Source organism: Cobetia sp. 1AS1 (assembly GCF_029846435.1).
In the GTDB taxonomy this organism is placed as follows: Bacteria; Pseudomonadota; Gammaproteobacteria; order Pseudomonadales; family Halomonadaceae; genus Cobetia; species Cobetia amphilecti.
Genome location: NZ_JARWKU010000017.1, coordinates 1 through 23,735, shown reverse-complemented (window position 1 = coordinate 23,735; position 23,735 = coordinate 1). Strand labels below are relative to the sequence as shown.

Here is a 23,735-nt window from a genome sequence, read left to right as displayed (position 1 = left end):
GAAGCGGCGCGAGCCGGTGAGCATGGGCGTGGCTTTGCGGTGGTCGCGCAGGAAGTGCGCACCCTGGCGACGCGCTCCAGTGATGCATCCCGCGAGATTCGCGGCCTGATCGATGAGTCGATCTCGCATACTCAGCAGGGCGTGGCGCAGGTGAAGGACGCCAGTCAGGCGATGGCCGAGATTCTTTCCAGTGTCGAGCGCGTCAACGACATGATCGCCGAGATCAGTGCCGGCGCACGTGAGCAGAGTGCCGGCGTCGGCCAGGTGAATACCGCGGTGAGCGAGCTGGATGCGATGACGCAGCAGAACACCACCCTGGTCAATCAGGTCAGTGGCGCGGCGCGCAGCATGAGCGCCCAGGCTCAGGCGCTGGAGCAGCTGATGGCAGGTTTCAAGGTGGCGGGTGGACAGACCATGACCACACACGCCATGCCACGCCAGTCCGTGTCGCATCAGTCCATGTCGCACATGAACACTCAGCCGATGGCGGATGGCGAGCAGGCGGCTTTCCCGTCGCCGGCAAGTGCCTCGCGTGGATCTCAGCGTCGTGAAGAGGAGGAGTGGGAAGCCTTCTGAGCGCGCTCTGCTCCAAGCTGAACCCTGAGCTAGCCCCTGCGCCAAGAGCTTGATCGAGCGCCATTGAATGTGACAGCTAGCCGTTGATGTTTCTGCCAAGCCCTTGCCGACTGCCGTCGGTAAGGGCTTTGTCCTTTCAGGCCGGGTGTCGGGCCGCGAAGCGTGCCAGCTCCTGAGGCTCGCAGCGCTCGCCGACGAAGACCTCGACATACTCGGCGACGCGGCTGATGCGCTCGCTGACGCTTTCCTGAGTGCGCATCGACAGATAGCCGATCTGGGTCAGGTAGGTGGTGCGTGCCCGCACGTTGGCGAGTTGCTCGGGCTGGCCGTAGCGCATCAGCATGCTGGTCAGCGCCTGAATGCGTGCCTGATCGGCGCGGGCGACGGCAGCGGCGACCTCCGCGTTCTGAGAGGCCCAGTTGCGGATCGCCAGCTCGAAGCGTGAATCGAACAGTGACGCATCCAGCCAGCAGTCGAAGACATTGAGCATGGCTTCCACCACCGTGGCGGCGTATTGCTCGCAGCGCCCGATCAGGCCGGCGGTATTGTGAGCATCCCAGCGCGCGAGCAGCGCGGTGAGCAGGGCGTCGCGGTCCTTGAAGCTCCAGTAGAAGCTGGTACGTGACAGGCCCAGCGTCTTGGCCAATGTCAGGACGCGCACCGAATCCACGCCGCCCAGCAACAGTTGCTGATAGGCGGCTTCCAGCCAGTCCTCGGCCTTGCCGCGCCCGGCAGCCTGGGCGCCGTCACTTGCCGGGGGGACGCTTGGGAACTCTGGCATGGGCGGTCTCCTGAAAGGCGGGGGATGGTGGGGCTGATGTGAGGTCGATCGCGCGATGACAGCGTGAGCATGCTGTTTGCGACAGCGACGAGTCTGGCTGCGTCAGGCGGGCGAGAACGGCGTGTCCGGCGACGCATGGTCTGAAGCCTAGGACTATAGTCAGCGTATGTACACAGGTGTACTCAATAAAGACACCCCTGTTCTCGCTGTCTGCTCATCAGGAGGCCACATGGCTCAGGACCCGCTGCTCACGCCGTTCACGCTCAAGCATCTGACCCTCAAGAATCGCTTGATGATGACCTCCCACGAGCCTGCCTATCCGGAAGATGGCATGCCCAAGGCGCGTTACCGCGCCTATCACGAGGAGCGGGCGCGTGCCGGTATCGCGCTGACCATGACGGCGGGCTCTGCCTCGGTCGCCAAGGACAGCCCGCCGGTGTTCAACAACATCCTGGCGTATCGCGATGAGGTGGTGCCGTGGCTCAGCGAGCTGACCGATGCCTGTCATGAGCACGGCACCGCGGTGATGATCCAGCTCACCCATCTGGGACGCCGAACGCGCTGGGACAAGGCCGACTGGCTGCCGGCGGTCTCGGCGTCCCATCGTCGTGAGGCGGCGCACCGCGCCTTTCCCAAGCGGGTCGAGGACTGGGATATCGCACGGCTGATCCAGGACTACGCCGACGCCGCCGAGCGCATGCAGGCAGCCGGCCTCGACGGTATCGAGCTGCAGGCCTATGGCCATCTGATGGACCAGTTCTGGTCGCCGCTCACCAATACCCTGGAAGGCCCCTATGGCGGCAGTCTCGAGAATCGACTGCGCTTCACCATGGAAGTGTTGAGCGCCATTCGCGCACGGGTGGGCAACGAGTTCATCGTCGGCGTGCGCTACACCGGAGATGAGTGTCTGAGTGGCGGGCTGGATGTCAGCGATGGCCTGGAAGTCTCGCGCCTGCTGCGCGATAGCGGTCAGGTCGATTTTCTCAATGTGGTACGCGGCCATATCGATACCGATGCGGGCCTCACCGATGTCATCCCGATCCAGGGCATGGCCAGTGCGCCGCATCTCGACTTCGCCGGACAGATTCGCGAGGCGATGGATTTCCCGACCTTCCACGGCGCCAAGATTCAGGACATCGCCACCGCGCGTCACGCCATCGCCACTGGCAAGGTCGACATGGTCGGCATGACGCGCGCCCACATGGCGGACCCGCACATCGTGCGCAAGCTGATGGCCGGGCAGGAGGAGACCATCCGCCCCTGTGTCGGGGCCAACTATTGTCTCGATCGCATCTATCAGGGCGGCTCCGCCTACTGCATCCATAACGCTGCGACCGGGCGGGAGCTGGAGCAACCGCATGACATCACGCCTGCCGAGGTCACCCGGAAGGTCGTGATCATCGGCGCGGGCCCGGCAGGGCTGGAGGCCGCTCGCGTCGCCGGCGAGCGTGGGCATCAGGTGGTGGTGCTGGAAGCGGCCGACCAGCCGGGTGGCCAGATTCGCCTCACCGCCCAGAGCGAGCGGCGACGCGAGATGATCGGCATCATCGATTGGCGCATCAGTCGCTGTGAGGCGCTCGGCGTCGAGATACGCTACAACGTCTTCGCCGAGGCCGAGGATGTGCTGGCGGAGCAACCCGATGTCGTCATCGTGGCCACCGGTGGCTATCCCGAGGAAGACATGCCGCAGGTCGGCAGCGAGCTGGTCGTCTCAAGTTGGGACATTCTCTCAGGCCATGTCACGCCTGGCCGCAACGTGCTGCTGTTCGATGATGCGGGAGACCACGCCGCGCTACAGGCCGCCGAGATGATCGCCAACTCCGGTGCCAGGCTCGAGATGATGACGCCAGACCGCACCTTCGCGCCGGAAATCATGGCCATGAACCTGGTGCCTTACATGCGCAGCCTGCAGCGTCTCGCCGTCACCTTCACGACGACCTATCGCCTCGGCAGCGTCACGCGCAGTGAGGATGGCCAGCTGATCGCTCATATCGGCAGTGATTATCTGGATGACGCCGTGGCGCAGGGCAAGGGCACCGGTGCCTACGCGGATCAGCGCCTCGTCGATCAGGTAGTGGTCAACTACGGTGCCCGCCCGATGGAAGATCTCTACTTCGGGCTCAAGCCTCACTCACGCAATGGCGGGGCAGTGGACTACGACGCCCTGATCGCAGGCCTCGCCCAACCGGCGGACGGCCCGAGCCCGGAACATACCGAGCGCGCAGAAGAGGGCAGCTTCCAGCTCTATCGCATCGGCGACGCCGTCGCGACCCGCAATACCCATGCGGCGATCCATGACGCGCTGAGGCTGATGAAGGTGGTGTGAGTAAAATTACTATTTTAAATGATTATAGAATTAATCTCGGGGTGAGATAATTTGTAAGTGTTTAATATATACTAATTATTCGTTTGTTGGCTTGGGAAGAGCATGATTTTTGTCTCCTCCCCTTGTATTGAAAAGCGATTTTTGTTTTTTCTAATTTAAATATCACTTGATTATGTCTAATTTGTGTACTATTATTCTGCATTGTAATTACCTTGTGTTTTTAGTATTTTTATTCAATAGTTTGTGAAAGGTATATTAATGAGCGCCTCAAAAACAACAGCTGTTAACTTTTCATCTATTCTTTCTAAGGCAAAAAGTGGTGACTACAAGTTACCTGCCTTTCAGCGAAAATGGAAATGGACTAATAAGCAAGTTATCGCTCTCTATGATTCGCTTAGGCTAAATTATCCAATAGGTTCTTTCCTAGTGCTGACATCAGATGATGGAGATAAGTTAGGCCCAAGATCATTTCATGGGTCTGGTAAAAAAGCATCTACACAATCTTATCATGAGAGTTTGGTATTAGATGGCCAGCAGAGAATTACGGCAGGTTTATCGATTGTTTATGGTTTGGATGATGTCGATGGTAGTGAGTATTATATAAATGTAAAAACTGTTATTGAACTTTTGAAAGAGAAGAAAGTTAATATTAGCGATAAGGACCAAGTTCAAAGTTTTTGTATGAATCTAGACTCCGACGATGGATATCTAGTGCCCAAAAAGAAGCGTCAAGATAGAAAAGGTCATTTCGATAAGTCCAAGTTACTTTGGACCGCATATTTGACAGAAGATTATCAATCCGATTTATATGATATTATTGATCAGATTGCTGATGAATACGAGAAAGCAGTAGTTATAAAAGTTGTAAGGCAGTATCTGAAGCCGAATGTCAATATTCAGGTGCCAGTAATTGAACTAGGAAAAGATTTTGATTTGCCGGCAATTGCTCGTGTTTTTACTACTATTAATACTACCGGCAAGCAACTTACACCTTTCGAATTAGTCGTTGCTATACTTTACCCAGCTGAAATACATTTGGAGGAAGATGTTGCAGAATTAAAGTCTAGGTTTGGTTATTATAACAACATGGATAAGAATGGAGAGATATTGCTCCAAGTTGTAGCCATGCTTTCCGGACTCTCTCCGAAAAAATCAGACCTTCCAAAGAACATCCAAAAAGAGTCATATGAAAAATATGGCGAAAAAGCGGCTGAAATTCTTGATAAAGCTGGTGAGTTCCTCACTAAGTCCATGGGTGTAGGGTTAGATGTTACAGATAAATTAATACCATACGATGCGATCTTTGCTCCATTATCACTAGCATTGGATTTTGTTGAGGCTAACTTTAGTGACCACGTTGAAGTATCAAGTGCAAAAAATAAAATTAGGACTTGGTTTGTCGTGTCTTCACTAATGCAGCGCTATCAAGAGGGAGTGCACAATAAACAAACTAAAGATTTGGAAGATGTCAAAGCATGGATGATACATGGTGACTCACATAAACCGCAATGGATTGCTTCAGCCTATATTTCAACAAATATTAAACATGCCAGTCCTAAAGGTGCGATTGGTAAATTGATACTGTGTTTGTTAAATGCTCAAAATCCGAATGATCCGATGCAGGATGAGAAGATAGGGTTTGGCGAGAAGCTACATCAAACCCATGTTCACCATATCATTCCCACCAAGTGGGCTCCTAAGAGCTTGAAAAATTATACAAAGAATAGTGTGCAAACAGATCTGGCTTTAAATACTATGCTATTGCATGCTAAAACTAATGGCGATTGGCTTAATTTCTCGCCTGCAGCTCAATACACTCAATCATTAAAGGCGCTTGAGACTGAGTCTAAGGTTAAAGCAGTATATAGCACGCAATTTTTGAATGATAAATGCGTAGGGTTGCTTAGTAAAGATTCATTCTCAGTAGAAGACTATAATCAGTTTATTGATGAGCGTTACTCCATAGTGACATCAAAAATTTCAGAGTACGGGGTACAAGAGGCTACCGCATCGTACAGTGAAGATGCTGATTTAGAAATGGAGTCTCCTTCTATTATTAGTGATTGACTTTCAATGCCCTAAAAACGAGTATTAGGTGTCATTATAAGTTGATTGTAATTGCTACTAATGATATTTAGGGGGTTGGGACGACCCCCTTATCTTTATCCTTTAAGTGTATTAAAGGTGGGTGCTTGAATTTAGATTTTTCAATTAAATTTCTGTGTGCTTTTTCCTACAACTCGGCCACAAACTGAACTGTTAGGAATAATACCCATCTTTTCAGTAGAGGTACTGACAGGATGGGTGCCTTCCAGCCATAGCATGCCGTCTGGTTGTATCGCGCGGATGCGCTTGATGATGCGGCCGAAGATGGGGTGCTGTGCCACCACAATATCGCCGATGCGATAGCGCGATTTCCAGCGTTTCAGCGTCACGACATAATCTCCCGGCGCAAGGCCGGGAGACATGCTGAGTCCATTGACGCGATAGAGTCCGATGGGCATCCGTTCACTCTTGATCAATTCACGCTTCATCAGTTCTTTGGCGCGTCATGTTGTTGCCTCAATCCAGCTTCGGATAGACGACAGTTTCAGACGGCGGATACGGGCAGGTCGCGGTAAAGGTCGTGACACCCTTGGTATCCCAGAACGCCGCGGCGAATTCATTGATGAGGGTCAGCAGCTTTTCCCCCTTGTCCCGCTCGATACCCTGTTTGCAGGCAGAGCCGGCCAGCATGATGCTGTGGACCAGCGCATCGATATTCGGATAGGCATCCCGCTGTGGTTGCTTGATGTAATCGCCCCAGATGATGCGAATCTCATGCTTGGCTTTCTCGGCGTGGCTTTCCTTCTGCTCCACCAGACGTGCCAACAAGGCCTGGTCTGCCAGCGTCAGGCTGTCCTTCTGGCCCAGCTCATTGATGAGGTCCATGAAGCGAATCACGCTGAGTGCGGCGATCTGCGCAGCTGACGGGTCGTAGATCTTGCAGGGAATATCACAGTGGGCGGAAGCCGCAGGGACTGATACCAGACGGTCAATGCCGCGAAGCAGGGCGTGAATCATGCTCAATCCTCCTTTTGCTGAGTGTTCTGGTGCTTGTGACGCGACTGACGAATGACGAAGAACGCGGTACCGATGACGGCTGCGATGGCGCCATAGAACAGGGTGTGAACGAGCGGGCTGCTCCAGTCACTGTGGTCATGTCCCGGGTGGGCCAGGGCCGTATTGGCGGCGGTCAGCAACAGCAGTCCGCTCGCGGTGAGGATTTTCTTCATTCCGTATCTCCTGTTGGGGGGAGTGTCAGTGATGGACCCGCGTCGTGGAGCGTCCCGCGGGGTTCGTCTGGTGAGTCCGTCGCGTGGTAACGCCGAGCCATTGCACGGTGTTCATGATCTCCATGCGTACCTGGCCGCTGCCGCGCAGCAAGGCCTGTTGATGGGCATGGCACAGACCCGGGGCGGAGAGCGCATGGGAGAGGCGAGCATGGGCAGCCTGCAGGGAGCGCATCGCTTGCGGGTGTTGGCCCTGGGCGCGGTAGAGCTCCGCCAGATTCTGGTAGCTCACGACCAGTGCCGCGACGCCGCCATCCGGGTCTGCACAGGGCATCAGAAAGATGTCGGCAAAATGGCAGGCGCTGAGATAGTGCTGCTCTGCCATGGCGTAGTCGCCCTGTTCGAACAACGCATTGCCTGCCTGTGTTTCACGCTTCCATTCGTCCATGAGGCCCTCCTGTGATCGGATATCGTCTTCTTAATCAAATCGCCATGATTATGATAATCATTATCATTCAATAGTGGTGCAAAGCCTCAGCGACTGCAAGAGGGGATGGCAAATCAGGGGGAAGGCGGCTTGGCCCCGAGTATTGCGCGCAAGATCAGACGCTAGCTGTCAGCGCACAGACTGGCGGGCGACGCGGTGCTAGTGAGCGTTCTACGTTCAGAGCGGTTGGCTTGCGAGGCCCGGGCCCGGCGAGAGCGAGGTGGTGTCTGGTGAGAGTTCCGCTGGCTGTGGCGCTTGCTCGGGCGAGGAATAGCGCTGTTTCGCCGTGCGCATGATGGTCTCCATGCTGGCATACACCATGTAGAGATCTCCCAGGTTCTTGTCAGTCCTGAGCGTGGCATCGTGCAGTGGCGTCAGGCCGAAACGCTTGAAGATCTTCATGTTGGCGCGTTTGCACAAGGCCAGGATGCCATCGCCTTTTCGGGATCTGACATGACGTGCCGCAGCAGCCATCAGCAGATTGCCATGGGCAAATCGCTTGGCCTCCGGGGCCATTACCAGCCGGCTGAACTCATAGATGGCGCCCTCCGGGATGGACACCGCATCGCTGTCATCGAAGAGCGTGCGCGACTCGAGACTCCCGGGAGTGACGCGAATGCTGCCCAGTACGGTGTCGTGCTGGGTGTCCATCAGGCAGATATGCTGGCTGTTGCTGTCGATCACATCATCGTGATCACGGTGCTTCTTGAGGTAGGCCTTCGAGGCGCTGTGGTGGTCTTCACGTAGCGTGCGCACCTGGCGGAAGAGCGGGTGATTGCGACCAAAGAAAGACACTGTCTCTCGATGGGTCTGATGCGTGAAAGAAGCGGTGAACTGCTGGATGACGGCAACGTCCTGAGTGTCTTGCATTCCCTTTCTGTCTCCTCGTGTCATGAGGTTGGTTAGTTTTCTCATTCTTTTGGGATGGCAAAGCTAACACTTAATTAGTTTTAGTGCATGTTTGTTGCAGCATCATGACGCGGAGTTGGCTATGGCGAAGATGGCCCAGATAGCATGATTGGCAGCGCACCGACGAAATGAAACCGACGTGGTGGATGATGTCCATATGTCACGATAATCTCGATATTTGCGGCTAACATGAGGCGAAAAGAGATTAAGTTGCGCTTTACTGCATTGTCTGAGGCGGGCTTGTGGATGGCCTTGAGGCCTTGGCCCCATGAGATACGAGTTCGGTATTGTCATGAGAAATGGCGGGGCTGCTGACGCAACGACAAAGACTCCGCCACGCTACCTTCGCAGAGGGGCATCAGTCGCCAATTGCAGATACTGAGGGTGATATGGTTCATGCCAGCAGGTCATGACTCTGCGGGGATTGGAAGGGTGCTGGCGCAGCAAACAAGGAAAGAATGGGGAAGGTGGCAAAGTCGCAGGCAAGAAGTTCATGGCAGAAAATTCATGTAAGGGCATGCATGGCTGGATATGCACATTCATGATCTGTATCAGGCGCAAACTGAAGATTGATGCAGTGTCTTGCGATGCAGCGCATCGGTGTTCAGAGTTCGGGATATGATGCAATGCTAGAGCGAATATCGAGCACAGGAATCCACTTCATGTGGCTCGCAACAAGGAGAGAGCAATGGCACTGAAGATTCTGGTCTTTCTGGGGTCGGTGCGGACCAGCACACCCCCCGCACCTGCACGTCTTGGGGAAAGGGTCGCCAGGTGCTGCGTCGCACAGCTCGAGGAAAGTGGCCATGAGGCGGTATTGATCGATCCACTCGATTACGATCTGGCAGACCCCTTCAAGCCGCTGTTCTCCTATGCGCAGCGCAATGCCCCCCAGGACTTGCTCAATCTCGCCCAGCAGATCGAAGCGGCGGATGGTTACGTGATGGTCAGCCCCGAGTACAACCATTCCATGAGTCCGGCGTTGGCCAATCTCCTGAATCACTTCGGCAGCTCGCTTTACTCCTACAAGCCCTCGGTGATCGCGACCTATTCCGCAGGGCAGTGGGGCGGGGTACGCGCAGCAGTCAACATGCGCACCTTCCTTTCGGAGCTGGGCTGCTTGCCGGTCTCGGCGATGATTCACGTGCCTCGAGCGCAGGAAGTGCTCAATGAAGATGGCGGCTACGCCGAGAATCAGGATGCCCGGGAATGGGGCGGCTATCTCGAACGCGCCTTCGAACAACTTGCCTGGTGGGCGAATGCCACCAGGCGTTATCACGAGAGCGAAGACGGTGAGAAGCGCCCCGGCGCCTTCACGCGTAGTCCCTCGCAGCGCAACGCGCCTTGAAGGAGTGCTAGCGTTCCACGCCTCGACAAATGGGTGACGCAGCAAAAAGGGACTGCCTGAGCAGTCCCTTTTTGCATTGATAGTCAGTCACGTTTCGTCATGTGACTGCCGGCTCACTCGAAGTAGCCACGCACCTTGTCCATGTCATCGGTCTCCGTCAGCGCCAGCGAGAGCAGAATGCGCGCCTTCTGAGGATTGAGGGCGCCACTGCCGATGCCTTCTTCCTTGGCACTGACGATACCATTGCCTGTACGGGTGCTGCGCACGACCGGGATGCCATCCGCCATGGCCTGCTTGACCAGCGGCTTGACGGTCTCCGGAATCGAGCCATTGCCGCTGCCGGCGATCACGATGCCCTTGGCACCGTTGTCGAGGGCGGCGGTGAACAGCGCCGGGTCCATGTCCTGGTGGGCGTAGATGATATCGACCTTCGGCAGGCCATCGAGGGATGTCACGTCAAAGTGAGGCTTGTCGGTCGGTGCCGCCGGTGTGTAATAGAAGTGCGGCTTGCCGCTGATGAAGGCACCGAGGTAACCCTGCTCGGTCGCCTTGAAGGTGTCCATCATGATGGCATTGGTCTTGGTGGTGTAATACGCCGAGCCGATGCGGTCATTGAGCACGATCATCGCCCCACGACCCTCCGCGCCTTCATCGGCTGCCAGGGTGACCGCCTCCAGCAGGTTGAAGGGGCCATCGGCACTGATGGCAGTCGCCGGACGCATGGCGCCCACCATTACCACCGGCTTGTCACTGTCGACGGTGAGATCCAGGAAGAAGCCGGTCTCTTCCAGCGTGTCGGTGCCGTGGGTGATGACTACGCCGTGGGTGGCGTCCGTCGCGAGCTCTTCATTGATCGCCTTTGACAGCTTGAGCAGGATTTCCTGATCGATATTGCTGCTGCCGGTATTGGCGATCTGTTCACCGGTCACCTCGGCGACATCGGCCAGTTCTGGTACGGCGTCCAGCAGCGCTTGCACCCCCAGGCTGCCGGATGTGTAGTTGGTGGTGTCCGTGGAGGAGGCAGAGCTACCCGCAATCGTGCCGCCGGTGGCATAGATCTTCACCCCCGGGTGTTCCGCGGCGTTGGCCTGAATGCCATAGGCCAGGGAACAGGCGGCGATCGAGATGGCAGCTACAAGGCGGCGGGGAGTCATGAAGTCAGCTGTTGTCATTGTGGTGAGTCGCTCTGTCGTTGTTATGAGTGCAAATGAAGGTCGTGTCTCAATCTTTCATTATTCATGAATAAGGAATATCTAAATTTAAGAGGTCAGTTCTCCTTGTCATCTTGTGTGGCGACTGATGCTCAGCATGGGGTGGAGGCGGGTAGTCAGGCGAAAGGCTTCATCCCCCATCGAGTCAAGCAAGAAGCCGGCCAGTTCGTGACATGACACTGGCCGGTTTTCATCACGTCAGTGCCGCGCCACCATCACTGCGCGGGTCGTGGGCCGCCTCGACCTGACCATCCGGGTGGCGCATCACGGCACCGGCGTGCCCCAGGGTGTCGCTGAAGGCCTCATCGAGGACTTCGACTTCATGGCCCATGGCTGCGAGTGTCTGAGCCATTTCGCCCGCGAGGCGCGATTCGAGCTTGAGGCTGGTGCTGACATCGCCCCAGGTGCGACCGAGCAGCCAGCGCGGCGCGCTGAGCGCGGCCTGCAATGACATGCCGTGGCGGGCGATGCGCGTGAAGATAGCCGCCTGAGTCTGCGGCTGACCTTCACCGCCCATGGTGCCGAAGGCCATCACACGGCCATCATCGAAGCAGGCCAGTGACGGATTGAGGGTATGGAAGGGCTTGCGGCCCGGTGCCAGGCTGCGCAGTCTGTCCGGCGCCAGGTCGAACGCCAGCCCACGGTTCTGCCACATCACGCCGCTGCTGGGCAGCACCATGCCACTGCCGAATTCCCAATAGACGCTCTGGATGAAGCTGACGGTGGTGCCGTCACTGTCCGTCGCGCCCATCCAGATGGTGTCGCCTTCGGCGGGCTCGTGCGGCCAGCCAAGCGCGGACTGCATGTCGATCATCTCGGCCTGGCGGGCAAGGGCCTCCGGAGAAAGCTGTGCCTGTTGCGTGGCGATGCTGTCTTCGAGGCTATCCTCGAGCGCCCCCTCGATGCATTCCGGCGAGGTGATCAGGCTGTCGCGTACCAGGAAGGCGCGCTTGGTGGCTTCGATCAGCGCATGCAGGTGACGCGGGGTGTTGCCGTCCGCTTCGCTGATGCCATGCGTCGCGCTCAATGCATCGTAGAGCCCCAGAATCATCAGCGTCGCGAGGCCCTGGGTCGGGGCGGGCAGGTTGTATACCTCACTGTCGCGCAGGCGGACCTTGAGCGGCGTGACGCGCTGGGCGCGATAGCCGTTGAGGTCTGTCAGGCGCAGCGGACTGCCGGCGGCTTCCAGCTCCTGTGCCATGCGGGTCGCAAGTTCACCACGATAGAAGTCCTCAAGACCGGCATCTGCCAGACGCGAGAGCGTCGCGGCTAGCGCCGGCTGACGCAGTCGCGCGCCTTCTTCCAGCGCGATCGGCTCACCTGACTCACTCTGGCCCAGGTAGCGCTCAGCGAAGCCGGGCTGCTGCGAGAGCACGGCCTGGTGTTTTTCGCTGAGTGCCTTCTGGCTGGCGCTGACGGCCACGCCATCATTGGCATGCCGGATGGCATGACTCAACAATGTCGAGAGCGGCAGGGGCGAGCGCTCATCCGCCGAGGTCTCGGCAGAGAAGGCCAGCGCCTCCTGCCAGCCGCCGATGGTGCCGGCCACCGTCAAGGCCGACAGCGGCCCGCGGGTCGGGATGCTGCTGCCGTTGGCCAGGGGAGCAGCCCCCTCACTGTCAGCCGCATAGCCATGGCCGTGCTCGGCATAGAATTCGCGGCTGGCAAGCCCTGCCGCCGGGCCACAGGCATCGATCGCCAGCGGCGCCAGCCCCGGACGCTTGATCAGCCAGAAGCCGTCACCGCCGATGCCGTTCATGTGGGGGTAGACCACCGCGATGGTCGCTGCCATCGCGACCATTGCCTCGATGGCGTTGCCACCATCGCGCAGGATATCGCGGCCCGCTTGCGCCGCCAGATGATGGGGCGCGGCGCAGGCGCCGCCAAAACCACGTCGGGTATGAATCATGGCGTCTTGCTCCTGAGGATTCCGTTGTTGTTATTGAGCGTCCAGTGCGGCTCAGCTACCGGTGAACAGGTCGTAGAACATGCGCAGTGCCGTGAACATCAGGAAGATGGCGAAGACCTTCTTGAGCTTGGCGGCGTCCATCGCGTGGGCCAGCTTTGCGCCGATCGGGGCACACAGCATGGTCGCCGGCACGATGGCGGCGAAGCCGAGCAGATTGACGTAGCCGATGGAGCCCGGCAGCAGGTTCGGTTCGCCGATGCCATTGAGCAGGAAGCTGGCGGTGCCCGGCAGGCTGATGACCAGACCCAGCGCCGCGCCCGTGCCGACGGCCAGATGCATCGGGGTGCCCAGGGTGCTCAGGGTCGGCACGCTCAGGGTGCCGCCGCCGATGCCCATCAGCGTCGAGACGCCACCGATGAAGGTGCCCAGTGCGCCGCTGCCCAGCGGGCCCGGCAGGCCAGTGCCCAGCACGGTGGACTGACGGCGGAACATGTTGAGCGCGACCAGGAAGGCTACGGTGGCAAACAGCCCCATCAGTACCGCACCGCTGAACAGGTTGGAGAGCAGGCCGCCGATGATGACGCCGATGATCACGCCCGGCAGCAGGCGCTTGAGAATCGCCGGGTCCAGATTGCCCTTGGCGTAATGCGCCCTGGCCGACATGATCGAGGTGGGAATGATGGTCGCCAGTGAAGTGCCGACGGCCTGGTGCATGCGCACCGCTTCATCGACGCCCAGCAGGCTGAAGAGGTGAAAGAGCACGGGCACGATGACGATGCCGCCGCCGACCCCCAGCAGGCCGGCCATCACGCCGGCAATCATGCCGGTGACGATCAGTGCGGCGATCAGGCCGAGAATCCAGTGCAGTGGATAGGCTGAGAACAGTTCCATGGTGTTTCCTTGTCGTCCCCGTATGGCGCGGGGTGGTTCATTGCTGATGAAGGTTGCCGATGAACGCCATCGGCAGTCGATGCATGTCCCTGGAGCGCTGGCAGTTGTGCTGTCTCCAGGGGAGGCGAGCCGGTGGGCAGGCCACAAGACATTACGCGTTGCTGAATTACCTTTCCAATGGCCTTTGCGCTGAATTACCACTCAAGTGTCTCGAGTCGCGCCGGTAGATGGCTGGCAGGCTTACCAACCGATCGCCTCCGGCAGCCAGGTGGCAAGCCCCGGGAAGCAGAACAGCAGCACGACTGCCGCAGCCTGTAGACCCACGAAGGGCAGCACACCGAGATACAGATGTCGTGTGGTGACTTCGGGGGGAGCGACGCCCTTGAGGAAGAACAGCGCCCAGCCAAAGGGCGGCGTCAGGAAGGACATCTGCAGATTCATCGCCACCAGCACGCCCAGCCACACCATGTCGGTGCCATAGCCGATGAAGACCGGCAGGAACATCGGCAGCGCGATATAGCTGATCTCGATCCACTCGAGGAAAAAGCCGAGCACGAACAGTATCACCATCAGGAAGATCAGCGCGCCCAGCTCGCCGCCCGGCAGCAGGTTGAACAGATCATGCACCATGTTCTCGCCGCCAAGGCCGCGGAAGGCCAGCGAGAAGGGCTGCGCGCACAGCAGGATGAAATAGACCATGGCGGTGATGGTCAGGGTCGAGTGCAGACAGGCCTTGAGCATGGTGAAGTTGAGACGCCGGGCCAGCAGCGCGATCAGCATGCTGCCCAACGCGCCCATCGAGGCCGCTTCGGTGGGAGCGGCCACGCCACCCAGAATCGAGCCGAGCACCGCGAACACCAGCATCAGCGGCGGAATCACGCTACGCGCCAGATCACGCAGCAATTCCTTCATGCCACCGGCAGCGGCGCGCTCCTCTTCCGGGATGGCCGGGACGAGGTCCGGCTTCCACCAGCCCAGCACCAGTAGATAGACGATATAGATGACGGCGATGGCCAGCCCCGGTACGAAGGCGGCGGCAAACAGGGTGCCGACGGATTCGCCGAGAATTTCCGAGAGCAGAATCAGCACCAGGCTCGGCGGAATGATCTGCCCCAGGGTGCCGGAGGCGCAGATGGTGGCCGAGGCCACGCCCGGGTGATAGCCGCGACGCAGCAGGGTCGGCAGCGTCAGCATGCCGACGGTGACCACCGTCGCGCCGACGATGCCGGTAGAGGCCCCCATCAGCACGCCGACCAGGATGATCGCGATTCCCATGCCCCCATTCACGCCGCCCATGGCGCGCCCGATGGTCTCGAGCATATCCTCGGCGACCCGCGATTTCTCTAGCATGACCCCCATGAAGACGAACAAGGGGATTGCCAGCAGGGTGTAGTTGGTGACCACGCCATACAGACGGGCCGGCATCAGACTGAACAGCAGCGGGCCAAAGCCCGCCAGCCCCGCCACGAAACCGGCCACGGCCAGGGAAATCGCGACCGGAATGCCGATCAGCATCAGGACCAGAAAACCGCCGATCATGGCCAGCGCGATCCACTCGTTCGGGCTCATGGCGTCACCTCGCGTTCCAGGTCACCGTCGACGGGCTTGCCCGACAGCACCAGCAGCGCGCGCAGGCAATCTGCCACGCCCTGCAGCGCAAGCGCGGCGAACCCGAGGGGAATGAAGGCCTTGAGCAGATAGCGATAGGGCAGGCCGCCGGGGTCGGGCGAGCCTTCCATCAGCTGCCAGGACTGCTCGGTGTAGCTCAGGCCCAGCCAGGCGATGGCGGCGCCGATGGCGATAGTCATCAGCGCACCGATCAGATCCACCAGCGCGCGGCCCTTGAGGGAGAAACGGTCGTAGAAGACATCGACGCGAACGTCGGCGCGATGCTTGAGGGCGTAGGAGATGCCCAGCAGCGCGATGGGAGAAATCAGGTGCCACTCGAATTCCTGGAGTGGCACGGGGCTGATGCTGAAGAAGTAACGCAGCAACACGTTACCGGCGACCAGCAATACGAGCGCCAACAGCGAGTAACGGGCGATGACGCCCAGTCGCTCGATGATGCCCTCGAGAAAATGGATGACGTACAGCATGGCATGGCCTCATGAACGCCACGACGGGACAGGTCGTGGCGTTGGACAGGGAAGCAGAAAGACGGAAAAAGGCGTTTGCGCTCGGGGCTTGTACCTTGAGTTCGCCCCCGCAGCGCAGCGAAGGGCGAGTTCATCGGGCGACGGGTCTGAACGCGAGCCGCGAGTCGACAGGTGCGAGACCCGAGACACCAGGCGTCAGAGCGCCAGGAAGGTCTTCTCGCTGACGGCGGCCCATTCCTTGTGCTGGTCGCGGAAGGCCATGAAGGACTCGTGCACGCGCGCGGTATCCGGATCGGCCGCCGCCATGTCGGTCAGCGTCTTCTCGGTGACTTCCTTGAGACGCGCTACCACCGCGTCCGGCAGCGGCTGGGCGGTGACGCCTTCGTTGTCGACCAGGTCATTGAGCGCCTCGGCATTCACCGACTCGCACCAGGCCTGGCTCTCGACGTTGCACGCCTGGGCGGCGGCCTTGACGATGGCCTGCAGGTCTTCCGGCAGGCCCTCCCAGGCCGCCTTGTTGATCATCAGCTCGGTGACATTGGTCGGCTCGTGCCAGCCGGTGGTGTAGTAATACTTGGCGGCCTTCTGCAGCCCCAGACGGCGATCCTGATAGGGGCCGACGAACTCGGCGGCATCGATGACGCCACGTTCCAGCGCCGGGAAGATCTCCCCGCCGGGCAACAGACGCACGGCCACGCCCAGTTCGGCATAGACCTTGCCGGCCAGCCCCGGGATACGCATCTTCAGGCCCTTCAAGTCCTCGACCGTATTGATCGGCTTGCGGAACCAGCCGGTCATCTGCACGCCGGTGTTGCCCATCGGGAAGGCGATCAGCCCCTTGGGAGCGTAGAGCTCATGCCACAGCTCCAGGCCGCCACCGTGATACAGCCAGGCGTTCATGCCCTGGGTATTCATGCCGAAGGGCACAGTAGTGAAGTACTGGGCGGCGGGAATCTTGCCGGCCCAGAAGTAGGCATTGCCGGCGTTCATCTCCACCACGCCACTGGAGACGGCATTGAAGCCCTCCAGAGCCGGAATCAGCTCACCGGCCGCGAAGTGCTGGATCTTCATGCGCCCACCGGACATGGCCTCCACCTTGCGGCAGAAGTCGGTCGGACTGCCCGGGCCTTCGACATAGAAGGGCGAGCCCGGACCATAGGCATTGGTCATCTTCCATTGATAGGTCTTGTTGGATTCCGCGCGCACGATGGCGGGCGCACCCATCACGAGTCCAGCGGTTGAGGTTGCCAGTGCGGCACCCAGGAACTTGCGACGATCGAATGTCATGGGAGGATCTCCTGCGGACGGATGACCAGTAATGCCCTTGCGACAGACTGCTTTGAATGCTCTGTGTGAAAGAGTCTTCTGTCTCAAGGGGCGCCTGTACGGCATGCCGACATCGAGGCCGGCGATCTTGTTGTGTAGGTGTTTCTGCATGTTCTTGAGTAGCGTTGCCTGTCATTTGTTAGCCAGGAGGCTGCCATTTGTCAGTGGGCTACACGGATGACTCTGCAAGGCGTGTGCCATTTGGCGCGCAGGGAAATTTATACTGTATTTTCAATCAATTGCATGGTGATTTCGGGCGCTGTGTTCCGCTGATGGAGCGTGATCGCGCCCTTGGCGTTGCCCAAGTGAGGCCGTGCAAGCACTGATTGGCAGAGTTCAGGGCCTGACAAATGTCAGAAGATGACGCCTGTCGCGGCATTTGTTCACCGATAGCGACGGGGAGGGTGACATCTGGCTCACGAATGTGGGGTGGAGATGATCAATTGTCATGTTCGCGACCTGATGGTGCGTGCGATCGATCATGGTGCACCTGTATAGGGGCGCTCAGAGTCGGTCAATCAGCGTCGGTCAATCAGAGTCGCCAAATCAGAGCCGGTTCGACCACCTCTAGTCTTCATGCGAGGCGCCACAGACGACAGTCTGACGGGTCGGTGGCATCATGCGGCTTTGTCCTGATGGAGCGTTAGATGTCACCTCATGAGCCTGAAGAGCCTACCGCCCGCTCGGAGTCTTCGCCTGCCGCCGCATCCACATGCGTGGCGAAGGCTGTCGGGCCTCGCCTGCCCGTCACGCCCGGGGCGCCAGGAGAGGCACAGGTGCCGCGCATCCTGCTGGTCGCCATCCTGGTGGTGATGGCGGTGCTTGCCTGGTGGGAAATGCCGCAGCAGTGGGCGCTGGATTTCCTCGACGCCACTCTGGGCCAGGCATTCAGCGCCTTTGCCATCGCCAAGGGCCTGAACGCGACCATCTCGGTGCTGCAGTCCTCGACCATCGACCTGCAGGTGTTTCAGGTCTCGCCCGGGGAAGCGCTGGACCCCGCCAATGACATGATCGAGCGCTTCTCGTGGGTGATGTTCGCGGCGACCGGCTCGCTGGCGCTGCAGAAGCTGCTGTTGGGCATCTCCGGCTCGCTGATCATCAAGGCCTTCGCCAGCGGTGCCTGCCTGCTGGCGGCTCTCGGGCTACTTGCCGGCAGTCGCCAATCGGTCGATGGGATGCATCCCCGCCAGCGCTGGTGGCAGGTGGCTATCCTGCGCGTGGCCCTGTGGGGCATCGCACTGCGCTTCGCGGTGTTGAGTGTCGCGCTGGCCAGCGGCGCCGCGGGTCAGGCCTTTCTCGATGACAGTCGCGATACCCAGATGGCGCAGCTGAGCGTGACGCAGCAGCAGCTGGCGGAAGTCGCCGACAAGCAGGTAGGCGGCGCGCACGAGGAGCGCAGCTGGTGGCAGCAGTTCAAGGGCAGCATGGAAGGCTGGGTCGGCGGGCCGATCACCAGTGTCACCCAGGGCTTTGATGCGATGACCGACAAGGTGATCGACCTGACCATGCTGTTCATCACTCAGACGGTGCTGTTCCCGCTGGGCTTTCTGTGGGTCGCGCTACGGCTGCTGCGCGGGCTGGGAAGGTTGCAGTGACACTTGCAGTGATAGTTGAAGTGAGGAGTGAAATGACAGCCCCGGCGCCGTCCGGGGCTGCGGCGTCAGAGGCAGAGACAGAGACAGAGACAGAGGCAGAGGCAGAGGCAGAGGCAGAGACAGAGGCAGAGCCGTCATAGCCGCGCACCGCCACGCCGATGCTTCACGCGGGTCATCAGCGACTTGCAGTCGACGGAGAGAATCTCGTCGCGATTGAAGATATGCGCGCGCACGAAGGCATCGAAGGCCTCGTAGCTGTCGGTGAGGGTGTGGATGTGCAGGCTTTTCAGGTCGCTCATGATATAGAGGCTGACCACCTCGACGCAGGCGGAAAGCTCCTCGGCGATGCGTTCGATGGCACTGGGGGCGACGGTCAGATCCACGAAGGTGGAGATGCCCTTGCCGAGCTTGTCGGGGTTGATGACGGCGGTGAACTGTTCGATCACGCCGCTCTCGACCAGCGCCTGGACGCGGCTGCGTGCATGGGCTCGCGAAATGCCGAGCTTGCGGGCGATATCGGCGTAGGACATGCGACCGTCCTTGATCAGCAGGTTGAGCAGCTCACTGTCGGTGCGGTTGAGGTTCATGGGCCAGGGTCTCGACGGTCTTTGTTGTAGTGGTGCGCATGCCTTATCAAACCTGTGCGATCCGCACTTGTATAGTCCGACTTCCACCTCTGGCGAGGATATTCCGGCTCTGGAAACCACAACGGGACGCCAAGGCGTCCCGTTGTTATGTGCATGTTTAGAGCAGAAGCCTCAAGCGTCACTGATAGACGATCTCGCCCTGGGGCGCGTATGCCGCGACGTCGATCGGGCTCTGCTCGGCAAGGTAGGCCTTGAGCACATCGGCATCGACGAAGCCGGTATCCAGGTAACCCGGCAGGTCAGTGACCTTCGGATAGCCATCCCCGCCGGCGGCATTGAAGCTCGGGACGGTGAAGCGATACTGCGCGTCCATGGCCAATGGCTGGCCCTGAATCATCACCTCGGAGACGCTGCCTTCCTCGCGATTGACGCGCAGGCTGACGCCGGCGAACTGGGCATAGGCGCCGGAGTCCACCGGTTGGGTGGCCACCGCCTCGAGATACTCGAGCACCTCGCTACCTGACATGGTCACGACCCCCACGGTGTTGCCGAAGGGCAGCACGGTCAGCACATCCTTGTAGGTGATCTCGCCCGCGGGCAGGGAGGCGCGCACGCCACCTGCGTTCATCACGCCGAAGTCGGCCTTGCCGGCCTGCATGGCGGCGGTGGCGATCAGACGTCCCAGGTTGGTCTGGGCAAAGCGCACCACATCGCGATCACCTTCCAGCTTGCCGTTGCTCTGTGCGACCGTGACGTTGAGCTGCGCCTGACCCTTTTCCTGATAGGGGCGCAGGAATTCGCGCAGTTCGCTGTCCTCGGCAATTTCCTCCGCGACCAGCACCTTCCTGCGCTCGCCATTCTCCTCGACGGTCTTCTTGAGATTCACCGGAATCAGCTGATAGTTGACCATGGTCAGCTCGCCATTGCGGAACTCGTAATCGGCGCGTCCCACGTACTTGCCCCATTCATGCGCCTGCACGATGTAGGTGCCGTTCTGGCGGTCCGGCTGGCAATCATCGCCGGGCGTAAAGTCCGCCATCCGGTTGGCGCCCTCCATGCAGACCGGCTCCTGGGAGTGGCCACCGACGATCATGTCCAGTTCGCCGTAGGGCAGATAGCGCGCCAGCGAGACATCGCCCGGCGCATTGATGCCATGCTCGGCATTCTGATAGTGGCCCATGTGGGTGACGGCGAAGATCAGGTCCGGCTGCTCATGCTCGTTGAGCTCCTCGATGGCCTTGCGCGCCTCTTCCTTGGGGTCACGGAAGTAGAGATTGCTGAAGTATTCGGGGTTGCCGATACGCACGGTGTCTTCGGTGGTCAGGCCGATCACCGCGATCTGGATGCCATGCTCATCGAAGATCTTCCAGGGTGCGAACAGGCGCTCGCCGCTGGTCTTGTCGTAGATGTTGGCGGCCAGCATCGGGAAGTCGGCCCAGTCGCGCTGCTTGAGCAGCACCTCCAGCGGGTTGTCGAATTCATGGTTGCCCACCGCCATGGCGTCGTAGCCGATGCGGTTCATGCCCTTGAAGTCGGGTTCGGCCTGCTGGAGATCGGATTCCGGTACGCCGGTATTGATGTCGCCCCCCGACAGCAGCAGCACGCTGCCGCCTGCGGATTCCACCTCGGCGCGGATGCGGTCGACCAGCGTCTTGCGCGCCGACATGCCGTATTCGCCATCACTGCTTTGCCAGAAGCGACCGTGGTGATCGTTGGTATGCAGCACCGTCAGGTGATAGGTGGTGTCGGCCTGCCATTCATGGCCCGCCTGGCTGGCACAGGCACTCAGCGTGCTGAGCAGTGCAGCCCCCAGCAGGGCCTTCAGCGCCATGCGCGAGCGGTGGGATGCGCGCAAGCCCGGCGCATTTGATGAGGTGAGTCGAGTATTCAGCATGAGCGATACGTTCCTTGTGTCTGGCTCCGAGGCGCAATGGCGCGTTCCAATCTGTGAGTGCTGATTGTAAGAGTACTGATTGCAAGAGTGCTGATTGTAAGTGTGTTGATGGTAAAACTGCTTGAAGGGTGGGGATGGCATGAACAACCCCATGCAGTCTGCCTCATTGCTGTGGAGATTGGATGACCGACACACGAAGTGCGAACCTTGCGCCGCTTGCGAGCGTCAGCGATTGGCATGAAGAAGCGCGGCTGACCAGAAGAAGCGCGGTTGGCATCAAGAGGGCGACCGACATGAAAAAACCGGCCAATGATGCGCCGGTTCTTTCATGTCTCATTGCTGCGCCTGCGGGTCAGGCGTGTTCCTGGTCCGCGCTGATGCTGTCGGTGGATTCACGCTCACTCGCTCTGGGATTGAACACCTCGGCGTCTTCCATCTTCGGCAGCAGCAGCTCGGCGATGATGGCGGTCAGGCCGCCCATGGTGATCGGCGAGCGCAGCGCATCGGCGAAGGCGCCCGGAATGGCGTTCAGCACATCCGGCACCATGCCGACGCCAAGTCCCAGCCCCAGGGCAAGCGCGATGATCATCATCTCGCGGCGCCCGATGGGCTGCGCCATCAGGATGCGGATGCCGGACACCGCGATCAGCGCGAACATCAGCGTGGTGGTGGCACCGAGCACCGGGCGCGGCATCTGGGTCAGCAGGGTGGCGATGAAGGGCGACAGACCCAGCAGCAGCAGGAAGCCCGCCACATAGCGGCCCACATAGCGGCTGGCGATGCCGGTCAGCTGGATCACGCCGGTGTTCTGGCTGAAGGTGGTATTGGGGAAGGTGCCGGCCAGCGCGCCGAGTGCGGAATTCAGGCCATCGCCCAGTACGCCGCCGCGCAGACGCTTCTGGTGTAGCTCATCATCCACGGCGAGCCCCGAGGCGCGTGCGCTGCCGGTGAGGTCACCGACCGTCTCGATGGCGGTGATCATGAAGATGAAGGCTACCGGCAGGAAGGCGGCCAGCGAGAAATCGAAGCCGGTATTAAGGGTCGCCGGATGCGGCAGGGCCAGCAGGGCGGCATCGGCCAGCTGCGGCGCATCATAGAGGCCACCGATGGCGGCGATGATGCAGCCGACGGCCATGCCGATGAAGATGGAGGCGATTCTCAGCCACGGATGACGCGAGACCTGGCAGGCCAACACCGTGATCAGCACACAACCGGCCAGTGCCAGATTGGCAGGTGCACCGAAGTCTTCGGCGCCGAAGCCGCCGCCGATGTCCGTCATGCCGACCTGGATCAGGCTCAGGCCGATCAGCATCACCACCACGCCGGTGACTACGGGCGTGATGACCCGCTTGAGCCACGGCAGCACCGTACCCAGCGCCATCTCGATCAGGCTGCCCGCCAGGCAGGTGCCGAACAGCACCGCCAGTACCTGCTCGTCACTGGCATTCTGTGATCGAGCGATCAATCCGGCGGTGATCAGCGCGGACACGAAGCTGAAACTGGTGCCCTGGATGCTTAACAGCCCTGAGCCGAACGGGCCGATGCGCTGGGACTGGATCCAGGTGGCGACCCCGGAGACCACCAGTGCCATCGACAGCAGGCTGGCGGTGTAGGCATCGAGGCCCAGCGCGCTGGTGATGATCAATGTCGGTGCAATGATACCGGCCAGACTGGCCAGAAGATGCTGGGCGCCGGCGAGTGCCGAGATGGGGACCGACGGGCAGCTTTCGAGGCCGAGCAGTGGTTCGTCGATCCCCTTGGAATCGGAAGAGGATTGGCTCATGTGACGCTCCTTGTTCTGCTCGCGGTGCAATGGCGGAAATGGTGTCGGGCACTGGAGTGTTCAGCGCGGGCAGCCAATTATAAGCAAGATGTGAACCAAGTTCAGTGCTCGTATCGATTTTTCCATCACTTGTTGCGTGTCCCGCGGCCAGGCCAGGGGATGAGCAGGCCAAGCCCGTGTGCCAAAAACGCAAGATCCCCGCCGGGCGTCATGCCCGGCGGGGATCGGTCTTTGCTCTCGCGGCGCCTTGTCTGAGCGAAAGTACGCCCAGCGGCTCAGGGCGTCAGCAGGCGCTGGATATTGAGGCTGATCTCGCCTTCGCCGAAGGTGCTCAAAAAGCCCTGGAAGTGTTCGGTGGCCACGTGGGCTTCGATGGCGTCTTCATCCCACCATTCTTCCAGTACCACGAAGTCGCCTTCCGGTACCGGCTCACCTTCCGCGACGTTCTTGTCGATCGCGAAGAATTCGTACTGCAGGCAGCCCTTGTCGGACTGGCTCTTCTCGACCAGTTCGGCGAGAGCATCGCGTGCCTTGTCCTGCTGGTCGGCGGGGAAGGTCAGTGTCGCGATAAGCTTGATGGACATGGCATGAATCCTGTCGTGGGCGTAAGAAGTGGACGTAACAGATGGGCGAAATGAATCAGGCACGCAAGCCGGACATCGCCGCCGGGGATGCACTGCGCTGGCCTGCCTCGAAAAGGTGGCATGTCCGCCATCGGGATGCAATGCGGCGGGCACGGGCGGC

At 59.8% G+C, this 23,735-nt stretch carries 21 protein-coding genes; 5 read left to right on the top strand and 16 right to left on the bottom strand.

Annotated elements, in window-relative coordinates:
* A partial coding sequence (locus tag QD280_RS17615) for a methyl-accepting chemotaxis protein (protein WP_279840131.1) occupies window positions 1-576 on the top strand: 576 nt, incomplete at its 5' end.
* A gap of 136 nt (window positions 577-712) precedes the next feature.
* Here QD280_RS17615 and QD280_RS17610 read toward each other — a convergent pair.
* Window positions 713-1,357, bottom strand: a complete 645-nt coding sequence (locus QD280_RS17610) for a TetR/AcrR family transcriptional regulator (RefSeq protein WP_279840130.1) — start codon at window positions 1,355-1,357, stop codon at window positions 713-715.
* Window positions 1,358-1,586: 229 nt separating this feature from the next.
* Between QD280_RS17610 and QD280_RS17605 the strand changes: the two genes are divergently transcribed.
* Together QD280_RS17605 and QD280_RS17600 are read left to right on the top strand one after the other, a co-directional pair.
* The gene (locus QD280_RS17605; RefSeq protein WP_279840129.1) at window positions 1,587-3,683 is read left to right on the top strand and encodes an NADH:flavin oxidoreductase; all 2,097 of its coding nucleotides are present in this window, start codon (window positions 1,587-1,589) and stop codon (window positions 3,681-3,683) included.
* Window positions 3,684-3,941: 258 nt separating this feature from the next.
* Window positions 3,942-5,750, top strand: a complete 1,809-nt coding sequence (locus QD280_RS17600; RefSeq protein ID WP_279840128.1) for a DUF262 domain-containing protein — start codon at window positions 3,942-3,944, stop codon at window positions 5,748-5,750.
* A 140-nt stretch (window positions 5,751-5,890) separates the two neighbouring features.
* Here the strand turns inward: QD280_RS17600 and sodX are convergent, their stop codons facing one another.
* From sodX to QD280_RS17575, 5 genes are all read right to left on the bottom strand, one after another.
* On the bottom strand, window positions 5,891-6,217 hold the full coding sequence (gene sodX / locus QD280_RS17595) for a nickel-type superoxide dismutase maturation protease (protein WP_279840127.1): 327 nt from the start codon (window positions 6,215-6,217) through the stop codon (window positions 5,891-5,893).
* A gap of 28 nt (window positions 6,218-6,245) precedes the next feature.
* Complete coding sequence (sodN, locus tag QD280_RS17590) at window positions 6,246-6,746, bottom strand: superoxide dismutase, Ni (protein WP_216060260.1); 501 nt, start codon at window positions 6,744-6,746, stop codon at window positions 6,246-6,248.
* 2 nt (window positions 6,747-6,748) lie between these two features.
* A complete protein-coding gene (locus QD280_RS17585) occupies window positions 6,749-6,958 on the bottom strand; it encodes a hypothetical protein (protein ID WP_279840126.1) in 210 nt (69 codons plus the stop codon).
* Window positions 6,959-6,983: 25 nt separating this feature from the next.
* Window positions 6,984-7,403 (bottom strand): tetratricopeptide repeat protein, encoded by a 420-nt coding sequence (locus QD280_RS17580; RefSeq protein WP_192838219.1) that lies wholly within the window; start codon window positions 7,401-7,403, stop codon window positions 6,984-6,986.
* A gap of 216 nt (window positions 7,404-7,619) precedes the next feature.
* Window positions 7,620-8,312, bottom strand: coding sequence for a hypothetical protein (locus QD280_RS17575; protein ID WP_279840125.1), 693 nt, complete (start codon window positions 8,310-8,312; stop codon window positions 7,620-7,622).
* 727 nt (window positions 8,313-9,039) lie between these two features.
* Here QD280_RS17575 and QD280_RS17570 point away from each other — a divergent pair.
* Window positions 9,040-9,699, top strand: coding sequence for an NAD(P)H-dependent oxidoreductase (locus QD280_RS17570; RefSeq protein WP_279840124.1), 660 nt, complete (start codon window positions 9,040-9,042; stop codon window positions 9,697-9,699).
* A 113-nt stretch (window positions 9,700-9,812) separates the two neighbouring features.
* On the opposite strand, the gene QD280_RS17565 is transcribed toward QD280_RS17570, so the two are convergent.
* The 6 genes from QD280_RS17565 to dctP all read right to left on the bottom strand — a co-directional run bounded on the left by QD280_RS17565 (window position 9,813) and on the right by dctP (window position 17,093).
* On the bottom strand, window positions 9,813-10,853 hold the full coding sequence (locus QD280_RS17565; RefSeq protein ID WP_279840123.1) for a type II asparaginase: 1,041 nt from the start codon (window positions 10,851-10,853) through the stop codon (window positions 9,813-9,815).
* Between the two features lie 250 nt (window positions 10,854-11,103).
* Window positions 11,104-12,819 carry a gamma-glutamyltransferase family protein gene (locus QD280_RS17560; protein WP_279840122.1) on the bottom strand — a complete coding sequence of 572 codons (1,716 nt, stop codon included), beginning with the start codon at window positions 12,817-12,819 and terminating at the stop codon, window positions 11,104-11,106.
* 51 nt (window positions 12,820-12,870) lie between these two features.
* Window positions 12,871-13,710 carry a sulfite exporter TauE/SafE family protein gene (locus QD280_RS17555; protein WP_054556070.1) on the bottom strand — a complete coding sequence of 280 codons (840 nt, stop codon included), beginning with the start codon at window positions 13,708-13,710 and terminating at the stop codon, window positions 12,871-12,873.
* Window positions 13,711-13,950: 240 nt separating this feature from the next.
* Window positions 13,951-15,279, bottom strand: a complete 1,329-nt coding sequence (locus QD280_RS17550; RefSeq protein WP_131431987.1) for a TRAP transporter large permease subunit — start codon at window positions 15,277-15,279, stop codon at window positions 13,951-13,953.
* Entirely contained in the window at window positions 15,276-15,806 is a 531-nt protein-coding gene (locus QD280_RS17545) for a TRAP transporter small permease subunit (protein ID WP_279840121.1), read from the bottom strand. The genes QD280_RS17550 and QD280_RS17545 overlap by 4 nt, the downstream gene beginning before the upstream one ends.
* Before the next feature lie 195 nt (window positions 15,807-16,001).
* Complete coding sequence (dctP, locus tag QD280_RS17540; RefSeq protein ID WP_279840120.1) at window positions 16,002-17,093, bottom strand: TRAP transporter substrate-binding protein DctP; 1,092 nt, start codon at window positions 17,091-17,093, stop codon at window positions 16,002-16,004.
* Window positions 17,094-17,908: 815 nt separating this feature from the next.
* Here dctP and QD280_RS17535 point away from each other — a divergent pair.
* Window positions 17,909-18,727, top strand: coding sequence for a hypothetical protein (locus QD280_RS17535; protein WP_279840119.1), 819 nt, complete (start codon window positions 17,909-17,911; stop codon window positions 18,725-18,727).
* Between the two features lie 134 nt (window positions 18,728-18,861).
* On the opposite strand, the gene QD280_RS17530 is transcribed toward QD280_RS17535, so the two are convergent.
* The 4 genes from QD280_RS17530 to QD280_RS17515 form a co-directional block, all read right to left on the bottom strand.
* A complete protein-coding gene (locus QD280_RS17530) occupies window positions 18,862-19,314 on the bottom strand; it encodes an Lrp/AsnC family transcriptional regulator (RefSeq protein ID WP_043332694.1) in 453 nt (150 codons plus the stop codon).
* A 178-nt stretch (window positions 19,315-19,492) separates the two neighbouring features.
* Window positions 19,493-21,208 carry a bifunctional UDP-sugar hydrolase/5'-nucleotidase UshA gene (gene ushA, locus QD280_RS17525; protein ID WP_279840118.1) on the bottom strand — a complete coding sequence of 572 codons (1,716 nt, stop codon included), beginning with the start codon at window positions 21,206-21,208 and terminating at the stop codon, window positions 19,493-19,495.
* Between the two features lie 352 nt (window positions 21,209-21,560).
* Window positions 21,561-22,991, bottom strand: coding sequence for a solute carrier family 23 protein (locus tag QD280_RS17520; protein ID WP_131431991.1), 1,431 nt, complete (start codon window positions 22,989-22,991; stop codon window positions 21,561-21,563).
* A 275-nt stretch (window positions 22,992-23,266) separates the two neighbouring features.
* The gene (locus QD280_RS17515) at window positions 23,267-23,575 is read right to left on the bottom strand and encodes a putative quinol monooxygenase (RefSeq protein WP_052384416.1); all 309 of its coding nucleotides are present in this window, start codon (window positions 23,573-23,575) and stop codon (window positions 23,267-23,269) included.
* Window positions 23,576-23,735 lie beyond the last annotated feature (160 nt).